The following is an 11,143-nucleotide window of genomic DNA, read 5'->3' as shown; positions in this document are numbered from 1 at the left end:
CGTGATCTACAATGCAGATGCAGTAGGAGCTTATAATATTTTGAGAAAGTATCATGCCGTATCCGGCAAAGAAATTGATATGCCCGTAACCGGGCTGAGCAGTACAAAAACAATAAAAGTAGCTGTGTAACCCACCTGGGTAGCAGTAAGGGTGTCATGGACGCACCCCTGAAACTACGGAGCTATGCTTCGTAATCAGATGCTCGGTAATTCAATTGCCGATGTAGTTCACTAGAGGAGGCTGTAAATGGCCAGGAAGCGGTTGACAAGAAATTAGTAAATATGCATTGGGAAAAGGAGAAGGACTATGTTTTTAGGAAATGGAAAAGTAAAATTTGAATTTGCGCATGTAGGCATTAATGCACAGACTCCGGAAGAAGGGGCGCGGATGAAGGATTTCTTCACAGATGTCATGGGATACCATGATTACCGCGATAATCAGGTGGCCTATTTCACGGTAGATAATAAGATGGAGCTTATGAAGATCATGGGAAAAGGTACTATGGGACATCTTGGCTTCTTTGTGAACGATATGCCGGCCGCGATCGAATATCTGGAAGAAAAAGGATATCAGCTAGACTATGACACCGCACGTTATGACGAGGACGGCAAAACCATCCGCCTGATCTTTTTAAAAGAGGAGATCAATGGATTCCGTATCCACATTACCGTGAAAAAGGCACCGTTTTATGTAGAAGCATGACAACACACATCTGGAACGTGGCGCTGGTGTGTAAAATGAGAGCTATCTACAACATAAAACTGAACATGAACAAAAAGATGCTGCCGCATCGAAAGCCAGTCTGACTTTTGATGCGGCAGCTCCATTTTTAGCAGTACGCCTTGCGGCATACGTCTCATTCGTTTTAATTCCAGTTATCCTTCAAAAACTCTACAATATCTGCAGCCTTTGGCGGACAACCGGTGAGGCTCTTTTCACAGCACTTGGTGCAGCGGCCGACACCGATCTTGGCGCATCCTTCCGGCATATTCTGGTAGCCCTGGCCGATGGCAACAGACGGAAGACCGCGGCGCAGGTAACCAGCATCGTTTAAACGGTCCAGCGCATAGATCAGGGAACCGTAGCAGGCACTGCAGGCATCCTTCGGTTCGGTGTAGGCTGCCAGCTTCTGGACGCGGTGGGTCATGCGGAATTTGACTCCGGCCTGATCTGGCTGGTTTAAGTAGATCATGTTCGCATGTGCGGTATCGCTGCTTCCGACACCAAGCTTTTCAGCAAGCGGAATGTACGGAACGTCCTGAATGGAATAGCCCATGCTGTCACAGACAAAGGAATCGCAGAGTACCGGGTCTTTAAAGCCAAGAACGCGGTTCATGACAACCGGGTTGCCGCCCTCCTCAAAGTCCAAATCTCCGCAGATGTTGTCCACCAAGATAAAGTCGTTACGTGCAATGGTATTTAAGTGTGCGATCGGTTTATGTAATCCCATGGTGTGGAAGTGACGTTTTTCCTGGTTCGGGATTACTCCCTTGTTGTTCTTTAAGGCACAGGTTACCGTAGTCTGGCAATGTCCCTTTAAGACTGGCATATTGATCATGTAATCGACAGCAGCCGCTTTGTCACAAAGCTTGATCTTCATGCCTGCTGCATCGTATTCTTTCCAGGTATCGCGCTGGAGGTCGACGAACGGAACATGGTAACGGTCGCAGACCATGTCATAGCCTGCTGCGCGGAACGCTTCCCCGGTACGGTCTCCAACCCAGGAGCCTTCCATGATGGTGATGTTCTCAAAACCATGCTCCTGCAGATATTCAATGACACCGGCAAGAAGCTCACTGTGGGTAGTTGCACCGCTGGAAGGAGCTTTTGCAGTAACCAGATTCGGTTTTAAAGCAATCTTTTTCTTCTTATCGCCGATATCCTCTGCGACGTTAGCAGCTTCCATGACTTTTTTCGCCATCTGTTTGTAATTGGTTCCGTGTATTAGGATAATGTCGTTCTTTTCCATTAGAATTTCCTCACTTTGTATTGGACTTTTTCTCAATTATTATACAGCGTTTCTTTATTTTTGCAAATGGAAAGTCGAAAGAATGCCTGCATGCTTTATCTGCCGGGCATGCAGGCGTGAACAGTAACAACAAATTTGGGACAATGCGTGAACAGCAACGTAATACTTGACAAAATGGCGTGGTGAGGGGTATAGTATAACTCGTAAAGAGAATAGAACATAAGTACCGGGGAGTCTGCGGAAGCAGACTGAGAGCTGGCTATAGACCGCCAGGACCCGTATACCTGATTTGGATCATGCCAACGTAGGAAGTGACTGTGACTGGATAAAAACAGAAAGTGGTATTGCGTCCCTGCGTAGTTCCGCTTTTTTCTTTTGCCTAAATATCTCTAGCTGCCAAAGCTGCATGAATATGCTGCTGAAGATGCTACAGGTCATTCTCTTTGCGGCGGTGCATTGGGGGCACCACCTTGAGCCGCCTAAAAAATATGGATGCATGAGAGGAGTTTCATCATGAAAATGAAAACAGCATTAACGATCGCTGGAAGTGATTCCAGCGGAGGCGCCGGAATCCAGGCTGACTTAAAGACCATGACTGCAAATGGCGTTTATGCCATGAGTGCAATTACTGCGCTGACAGCCCAGAACACGACCGGAGTCCAGGGAATTTTTGAAGTAACCCCAGAGTTTTTGAAACAGCAGATCGACAGTGTCTTTACAGACATCCGCCCGGACGCGGTGAAGATCGGCATGGTTTCCTCTGCAGGCCTCATTCAGGCGATTGCAGAAAAAATGAAAGAATATAAAGCAGAAAATATTGTAGTAGACCCGGTGATGGTGGCAACCAGCGGCGCAAAGCTCATCAGCGACGATGCCATCGGAACCTTAAAGGAGTGTCTGTTCCCGCTTGCAACGGTTCTGACACCAAATATTCCGGAAGCGAAAGTGCTTTCCGATATGGATATCACCACGGCAGAGGAAATGATCGATGCAGCGAAAAAAATCAGTGAGACGTATCACTGCGCCGTTCTTTTAAAGGGCGGTCATCAGTTGAATGACGCGAATGACCTGTTATACCGGGACGGCGGATACCGCTGGTTTAACGGAAAACGGATCGATAACCCGAATACCCACGGTACCGGCTGCACCTTATCCAGTGCCATTGCTTCCAATCTGGCAAAAGGCTATGATCTGGATACTGCAGTAGAGCAGGCAAAGGCATACATCTCCGGTGCACTTGCTGCTATGCTGGATCTGGGCGCAGGCTCCGGACCGATGAATCATGCATTCGAATTCTGCGGCAAGGGCTTTGCAAAGGAGGAAGCATGAGCATGACACCGACCGAGAAACTTTTAGATTCCGTAAAAGACATCTGGACAGGCTACCACAACCATCCGTTTGTAACCGGGATCGGCGATGGCAGCCTGGACCAGAAGAAATTCCGCTATTATATGATACAGGATTATCTGTATCTGATCGATTATACAAGAGTCTTTGCCATTGGCGCGGCCAAGGCAAGGGACTTAAACGTAATGAAACTGTTCGCAGCCTATACGCATAACATTTTAGATGGGGAGATGGACATTCACCGCACTTACATGAAACGCCTTGGCATTACACAGGAAGAGGCAGAAACCACCCCGGTATCCCTTGATAACTGTTCTTACACCTCTTATATGTTAAGGGCAGCTTATGAAGGGGGAGAAGCAGAGGTTATGGCAGCCATCCTTTCCTGCGCGTTAAGCTATGAAGCGATTGCAAAAGAGCTTGTGCAGCATAACCCGGACGCGAAGGATCATCCGTTTTACGGAGAATGGGTATCCGGTTATGCGAGCGATTCCTACCATGAGGAAAATGAAATCCTGATTGGTCTGATGGACCGCCTTGCTGCAGAGTGTACTCCTGCACAGATGGACCATCTGACCGATATTTTCAAAGCTTGCTCCCGCTATGAAATGGCATTCTGGGATATGGCATGGGAAATGAGGGATTAACATGCTGGAATTTGACCATGTGTGTTTCCAGTACGATACCGATGCGTATCCGATCATGGACCAGCTGTCTTTTCAGGTACAGGACGGCGAATTTGTCTGTGTGATCGGTGCTTCCGGCTGTGGAAAAAGTACGATTTTCCGATTGGTTAACAAGCTTCTTTCCCCAGATCAGGGAACGATCCGCATCAACGGAAATCCGATCGAAACACAAAAAAACTATTGCGGCTATATGCCGCAGCATGACCTTTTATTTCCGTGGAGAACGGTAAGAGAAAATATCATGCTTCCGCTCGAGATCCAGGGCGGGATTTCAAAAAAAGAAATGGAAAAACAGGCAGATGAAGCATTGGCCTCGGTCGGTCTTTCAGACTGGGGGCAGAAAAGCCCGAGAGAGCTTTCCGGCGGCATGCGCCAGCGGGCAGCTTTTGCACGGACCGTTCTGACCGGCTCGGATCTGCTGCTTCTCGATGAACCATTTTCGGCACTCGACTATCTGACACGCCTTTCCATGCGGGAGTGGCTGTTAAAACAGTGGGAACAAGATAAGAAAACGGTATTATTTATCACCCACGATGTAGAAGAGGCGCTCTTTTTATCTGGCAGGATTCTGGTAGTTGAGGAAACACCGATGACCCACCTGCGCTCCATCGAAGTTCCGGCCGCCTATCCGCGGACCCGGGACGAACTGTCGCGTCCGGAAATCCTTACATTAAAAGAAGAACTGATCAAGATGTTAAGGAGGAACCAGGCGTGAAAAAGAAAATGAGAAACAATTCCAGCCTTCCGGCCCTAATCTTAATGTTTCTTCTGCTGTTTTTCTGGCAGGCAGCAGCAATGGGCGTAAATGCGGCCTATATTCTCCCTTCCCCAATCCAGATCCTGGTACGGCTCTGGGAGCTTCGGGAGCTGCTTTTTACGGCACATTTGCCGGCAACCATGTCTGTGGTAGCGATTGGCCTTGGCATCTCTATTGTGCTTGGCTTAGGACTTGCTGTTTTAATGGATGCAAATGACACTGCAAGAAGGGCACTGTATCCGCTCATCATTGCATCACAGACCATTCCTACTACAGCCCTGGCTCCGCTTTTTGTGCTGTGGTTTGGCTATTCCATCTGGGGAAAGGTGCTGGTTACAGTACTCATTACCTTTTTCCCGATCACCATCACGGTGTTTGACGGTTTTCAGTCCGTAAAGACAGAGATGGAAGAATTACTGTTTACCTTCGGGGCTTCACCGTCCCAGATTTTCTGGAAACTGAAGGTACCGGCAGTTTTGCCGTATTTCTTTTCCGCGATCAAGATGGCAGTACCACTTTCCATTATCGGAGCAGCAATCGGAGAATGGCTGGGTGCCCAGAATGGACTTGGCTATTTCAGCCGCCGTATGATGACGCAGTTAGATGGTGCCGGAGTATTTGCACCGATTCTGTTATTGTCGGTAGTGGCGATGCTCTTTGTGTGGCTTGTCACACTTCTGGAAAAGCGGATGATCCGCTGGAGAAATGATTTATAGAGAATAAGCATTACTGTGAAGACATGCATGCAAGAACAGTAATGACAAATGAACAACGATTGATGACACGAAAGATTGATAATACGTAAAAGTGAGGACTTTAACATTATGAAAAAAAGAATACTGATCGCAGCATTTACCGCAGCAGCTATGACTATCGCAGCTCTTTCTGGCTGCTCAAACAGCGCAAAACCGGCAGAGACCTCTGTACAGGCTGAAACAGCAGACAAAGCAGACGCAAACGATACAGAGACCAAAGATGCAGAAAGTAAAGAGCAGGCTTCTGATGCTGCGAAGGATGAGAAAAAAGATCTCCGTGAAGTGAATGTGGTTCTGGACTGGTATCCGAATGCCATCCATACCTTCCTTTATACCGCGATTGAGCGTGGCTATTACGAGGAAGAAGGACTGGATGTCCAGATCCGTTTCCCGGCTAACGCAAACGATGCGCTTTCCATGGTAGCAGCAGGAAAAGCCGAGATCGGCATGTACTACCAGCAGGATTTGATCCAGGCAGTGGCAAACCAGAAGGCATCGATCCGTTCCATCGGAGCCATTGTACAGTCTCCGCTGAACATCATCCTTTCCCTGAAGGATAAAAATATCACCAGCCCGAAAGATATGGTTGGAAAGACCATTGGTTACGGCGGCACCGTATTAAGTGAATCTTTAGTAAAATGCATGATGGAGTATGTGGGTGCGGATGCTTCCGACGTCAATCTGGTCGACGTTGGTTTTGACCTGATGAGCTCCATGACGACCGGCAATGTCGATGCCACGATCGGCTGTCTGGTGAACCACGAGGTTCCGCAGATGGAAGAAGAAGGCTTCGAATTAAACTATTTCCCGGTAAGCGGATATGGAATCCCGAATTACTATGAGGAAGTCTTCCTGACTAACAATAAGCTGCTGGAAGAGGAGCCAGAAGTGGTAGAAGGATTCCTCCGTGCATCCAAGAAGGGCTTTGACGATTTCAAGGCTGACCCGGATGGCTGTCTTGCAATCTTAATGAACAACCAGAACGAAGCAAACTTCCCGCTGACCCAGAGCGTAGAGGAGCAGTCCTGCAAGACGCTGCTTCCGCTTATGGAGACAGACTCCGCTGAGTTTTTAAGCCAGACTGAAGAATGCTGGCAGGAGAACATCGACTGGATGTTAGAAAACGGACTGATCGACAAAGCAGTAGATGTCTCCGATGTCATGACCAATATCGAGTATTAGGAAAAATGTCCCTCCCTTGTCCTTTTCTGGAAATTAAGCTATAATGTATAAAATGTTTGATATGCAAAGGAAAACCAGACTGCGTCTGGTGGGAAAAGGAGAAGATGTTTCAAATGAGAACAACAGGAATTGTAACAGACAGCCATAGCGGCATTTCGCAGGGGGAAGCACAGAAGCTTGGGATTTTTGTATTGCCAATGCCTTTTTATATGAATGAAACCTGTTATTATGAGGGTGTGAATATTACCAGGGCGGAATTTCTGGAACGGCTGGGAAGACTGGAGAACATCAGCACCTCCCAGCCTTCCCCGGAAGCTGTGATGGAGCTCTGGGATAAGGCTCTGGAAACCTATCAGGATATCCTTTATATCCCGATCAGCAGTGGTTTAAGCGGCTCCTGCCAGACTGCCATGATGCTGGCCAGGGAAGAAAAATACGAGGGAAAGGTTTATGTGGTCGATAATGGAAGCGTGGCTACCCCGCTTCACCAGAGCATTCTGGATGCACTGGAGCTTCTGGAGACCGGCTGCAGTGCGGCAGAGGTAAAAACGCGCATGGAAGCGGTGAAGACCAGAGCCGGGATCTATATTGCAGTGGATGACCTGAAATACTTAAAGCATGGTGGTCGTATCTCTGCGGGTGTAGCCCTGGTTGGAGGTCTTTTGAATGTAAAACCGGTCCTTCATTTCGATATTGGTATTCTGGAGCTTTACAAAAACTGCCGAGGATTAAAACGGGCAAAGCAGATGATGATCGAGGAAGTCAAAAAAGTGATCGAACAATCTTACCAGAGGGAATATGAAGAAGGCCGGCTACATATCGTGGCAGCGACAAGCTCTGGAAAGGAAGAAACAGATGCCTGGGTGAATGAAATCGAGGCTGCATTTCCGGGACACAAGATCCTCTGTGATGATCTGTCGTTTGGGGTAACCTGCCATATCGGACCTGGCGGACTTGGAATCGGCTATTCCTGCAAACCGTGAGAAAATGCTTTCCAGTAGTTCCCAGTAGATTTTCCATTCTCTGTATGTTAACATATTTTTGTAACATTTATGAAACATTTGTGTAACAAAAGGAGAATGACAACTATGAAAAAACACATCGTATCAACCGCAGCAGCTATGGCAGTGACCGCCCTGATGGCATTTCAGCCGATGACCGCATTTGCGGCAGTTAGCAACTGCCCGGGCAACAGCGGATGTTATAGTTCCGGATGCTATAGTAATAGCTGTGCTGCTTCCGTATGCCAGAGCCTTGGCTGTAAGACAGATGGCTGCAGACAAAGCAAAGCTTCATGCAGAACAAACCTGCCGGTGAAAGGCTGCAGCAGTCCAAAGCTGGTTTCCTGCAAGATTACTAACCTGGGATGCCAGAGATAACAGAAAACAAAAGAAACATAATCTGACGGATAACTACATAAGATTATACCTGCAGGCGCACCATGCTGGTGCGTCTGTTTTGCATTTGAATGAGATTACGTGATGCGGTATGTATGCTGTAAAGATTTTTGTTAAATCGTTGTTGGTTTTAAGTAAAATGTGACAAGACACTAACAAGTAAAATGTGAAATATAAATTAAAATTGAAAAAAATATTCAAAATCTATTGCAAAATATACAAAACGTGGTATAGTTAATGCAGAGTTAATGTTAATTAATTAACGAGATGAAACAGAAACCAAAATCAAAAAGGTGTCGCGACAAGACGCGGCAGAATGGAGGATTTGTTATGGCTAGATTCACATTACCAAGAGACTTATACCACGGAAAAGGTGCTTTAGAGGCATTAAAGACATTTGAAGGCAAAAAAGCAATGATCTGTGTTGGCGGCGGTTCCATGAAACGCTTCGGTTTTCTGGATAAAGCAAAACAGTATCTGGAAGAAGCAGGAATGGAGGTTCAGCTTTTCGAAGGCATTGAGCCAGATCCGTCCGTAGAGACCGTTATGAAGGGTGCAGCAGCTATGGAAGCATTCCAGCCAGACTGGATCGTAGCTATGGGCGGCGGTTCCCCGATCGATGCAGCAAAGGCTATGTGGATCAAATACGAGTATCCGGACATCACCTTTGAAGATATGTGTAAGGTATTCGGTATTCCGAAGCTGAGAAAGAAAGCTCATTTCTGTGCAATTTCCTCCACATCCGGAACTGCAACTGAGGTTACCGCATTCTCTATCATTACCGATTACCAGAAGGGTATCAAGTACCCGATCGCAGACTTCGAAATCACCCCGGATGTTGCGATCGTAGATCCAGATCTTGCAGAGACCATGCCGCAGAAGCTGGTTGCCCATACCGGTATGGATGCTATGACCCATGCAATCGAGGCTTATGTATCTACCGCAAACTGCGACTTTACCGATCCACTGGCTCTCCATGCGATCAAGATGATCCAGAGAGATCTGGTTGATTCCTACAACGGCGATATGGCAAAGCGTGACTCCATGCACAATGCACAGTGCCTGGCAGGTATGGCATTCTCTAATGCACTGCTTGGTATCGTTCACTCCATGGCTCATAAGACTGGTGCAGCATTTGCAGATTACGGCGCACACATCATTCACGGTGCAGCAAACGCTATGTACCTGCCGAAGGTTATCGCATTCAACGCAAAAGACGAAACCGCGAAAGAGCGTTATGGCGAGATTGCAGACTTCATGAAGCTGGGCGGCGAGACCTTAGACGAGAAGGTAGCTCTTCTGATCGCTTACTTAAGAAAGATGAACGATGACTTAAAGATTCCGCACTGCATCAAGAACTATGGCGCAGACAGCTATCCGACCGAGCAGGGCTTTGTACCGGAGGAGGTATTCTTAGAGAGACTTCCTGAGATTGCAAAGAACGCGATCGCAGACGCATGTACCGGTTCCAACCCGCGTCAGCCTAGCCAGGAGGAGATGGAAAAACTCCTGAAGTGCTGCTACTACGATACTGAAGTAGATTTCTAATTATTGTTCACGCATGCGTGCCATCAACGATTTTTAATCAATAACATTACCTGTTACAGAAACAGAGCCCTGCCGGGTGAAAATCCGGCAGGGCTTTATTAGTGTTTCTTCCTATTGCCAGCTTTCGAAAAAATGGTTATAATAACACTTTGTTACTTTAAGAATAAATCAAGGGGATGAAAAGAATCATGAAAAGGCTGGTCGCATATTTCAAAAAGGAGACGGTGCTTTGCATTGCAGCAATTCTTGCTGTTATTTCTGTATTTTTTGTCCATCCGGACAGTCAGTATCCTGGATATCTGGACTACCGGACACTGGCATTGCTGTTTTCTCTGATGACGATCATGGAAGGGTTTAAACAGACCGGGTTTTTTGGAAAGGTGGCGCAGGCACTGCTTGCGAAGGTCCATACGTTCCGCCAGCTCTATCTGGTACTGGTGATGCTTTGCTTCTTTTGCTCCATGTGGATCACCAACGATGTGTCACTGCTGACGTTTGTTCCATTTACGATCCTGGTTCTGGAGCTTGCCGGCTTACAAAAAGAAATGATCCCGGTCATTGTCATGCAGACGATCGCAGCGAACCTGGGCAGCATGATGACACCGGTGGGAAATCCGCAGAATCTGTATCTGTATTCGGTTTCCGGTATGGGAATGGGGCAGTTTCTGATGATCATGGGACCGCTTAGCCTCCTTTCTTTTTTGATGATCCTTGGAGCCTGTGTGGCTCATAAAAACTTCCCATTAGATTCGGAACGGTTGAAGTCAGAAATGCTGGCCTCTCATACAGATACAAAAACGCAAAAAGCTACCGCAGACCATGCTTTTGCAAATGTAAAAACACAGGACCGCCCTGCAGGCAAACGACACAGTGAGAAGGATCAGTCCCGTTACCAGAATCTGCTGCTGGCAGTGCTGTTTTTGTTCAGCCTGCTTTCGGTATTCCGCGTGCTGGAATGGCCGCTTCTTCTGCTGATCGTATTGATCGGATGCCTGCTGTTAAGCGGACTTTTCCACAGCACGTTTCTGCCACGAAACGTCGATTACAGCCTTCTGCTTACGTTTATTGCATTTTTTATTTTTATCGGCAATATGAAGCGGATGGATCTGGTGCGGGATCTGCTAAACCAGCTCTTGACGGGCCGGGAACTGTTTGTTTCTTTTGCCTGCAGCCAGGTGATCAGCAATGTACCGGCAGCAATCCTGCTTTCCGGCTTTACCGACCAGTATGCTGCACTTTTGCGCGGCGTGAACATTGGCGGACTCGGTACGCTGATCGCATCGCTGGCCAGCCTGATCTCTTATAAGTTTTTTGCGGAAAGTCAGGAGCATTTTCCGGAAGCCGGAACGAAACAGCAGTACCTGATCCGTTTTACGACCTGGAACTTTGGAATGGCAGTCATTTTACTGCTTGCAGCAGTGATTTTTGGTTAGCAGACTGTTGGATGAAAACAGCATGAATAGGAACAGTCTGACATCGAATCATGGATTTTGGTTCTTGA

At 47.3% G+C, this 11,143-nt stretch carries 11 protein-coding genes and 1 riboswitch; of the genes, 10 read left to right on the top strand and 1 reads right to left on the bottom strand.

Annotation, left to right across the window (positions count from 1 at the left end):
• Positions 1-307 precede the first annotated feature (307 nt).
• Positions 308-703, top strand: a complete 396-nt coding sequence (locus DW922_RS15055; protein ID WP_118720991.1) for a VOC family protein — start codon at positions 308-310, stop codon at positions 701-703.
• Between the two features lie 163 nt (positions 704-866).
• Here the strand turns inward: DW922_RS15055 and DW922_RS15050 are convergent, their stop codons facing one another.
• Complete coding sequence (locus DW922_RS15050) at positions 867-1,970, bottom strand: DUF362 domain-containing protein (RefSeq protein WP_118727011.1); 1,104 nt, start codon at positions 1,968-1,970, stop codon at positions 867-869.
• Between the two features lie 217 nt (positions 1,971-2,187).
• Positions 2,188-2,298: riboswitch (TPP riboswitch) on the top strand.
• A 191-nt stretch (positions 2,299-2,489) separates the two neighbouring features.
• Here DW922_RS15050 and thiD point away from each other — a divergent pair.
• The 9 genes from thiD (at position 2,490) to DW922_RS15005 (ending at position 11,075) form a co-directional block, all read left to right on the top strand.
• On the top strand, positions 2,490-3,299 hold the full coding sequence (gene thiD, locus DW922_RS15045) for a bifunctional hydroxymethylpyrimidine kinase/phosphomethylpyrimidine kinase (protein ID WP_118721018.1): 810 nt from the start codon (positions 2,490-2,492) through the stop codon (positions 3,297-3,299).
• Complete coding sequence (gene tenA, locus DW922_RS15040) at positions 3,296-3,964, top strand: thiaminase II (RefSeq protein ID WP_347560327.1); 669 nt, start codon at positions 3,296-3,298, stop codon at positions 3,962-3,964. Before thiD ends, tenA begins: the two co-directional genes overlap by 4 nt.
• Before the next feature lies 1 nt (position 3,965).
• Positions 3,966-4,718 carry an ABC transporter ATP-binding protein gene (locus DW922_RS15035; protein WP_118720993.1) on the top strand — a complete coding sequence of 251 codons (753 nt, stop codon included), beginning with the start codon at positions 3,966-3,968 and terminating at the stop codon, positions 4,716-4,718.
• Between the two features lie 8 nt (positions 4,719-4,726).
• Positions 4,727-5,476 (top strand): ABC transporter permease, encoded by a 750-nt coding sequence (locus DW922_RS15030; RefSeq protein ID WP_118727015.1) that lies wholly within the window; start codon positions 4,727-4,729, stop codon positions 5,474-5,476.
• Positions 5,477-5,584: 108 nt separating this feature from the next.
• Entirely contained in the window at positions 5,585-6,697 is a 1,113-nt protein-coding gene (locus DW922_RS15025; protein WP_243032261.1) for an ABC transporter substrate-binding protein, read from the top strand.
• 113 nt (positions 6,698-6,810) lie between these two features.
• On the top strand, positions 6,811-7,680 hold the full coding sequence (locus tag DW922_RS15020) for a DegV family protein (protein WP_118727009.1): 870 nt from the start codon (positions 6,811-6,813) through the stop codon (positions 7,678-7,680).
• A 105-nt stretch (positions 7,681-7,785) separates the two neighbouring features.
• A complete protein-coding gene (locus DW922_RS15015; protein ID WP_118727008.1) occupies positions 7,786-8,076 on the top strand; it encodes a hypothetical protein in 291 nt (96 codons plus the stop codon).
• A 348-nt stretch (positions 8,077-8,424) separates the two neighbouring features.
• Positions 8,425-9,642 carry an iron-containing alcohol dehydrogenase gene (locus tag DW922_RS15010; RefSeq protein ID WP_118727007.1) on the top strand — a complete coding sequence of 406 codons (1,218 nt, stop codon included), beginning with the start codon at positions 8,425-8,427 and terminating at the stop codon, positions 9,640-9,642.
• A gap of 188 nt (positions 9,643-9,830) precedes the next feature.
• On the top strand, positions 9,831-11,075 hold the full coding sequence (locus tag DW922_RS15005; RefSeq protein ID WP_195715086.1) for an SLC13 family permease: 1,245 nt from the start codon (positions 9,831-9,833) through the stop codon (positions 11,073-11,075).
• Positions 11,076-11,143: the final 68 nt, after the last annotated feature.

It is taken from the genome of Clostridium sp. AM42-4, assembly GCF_003480105.1.
Lineage (GTDB): Bacteria > Bacillota > Clostridia > Lachnospirales > Lachnospiraceae > Brotaphodocola.
The sequence above is the reverse complement of the archived record's forward strand: the minus strand, read 5'-3'. Positions and strand labels throughout refer to the sequence as shown.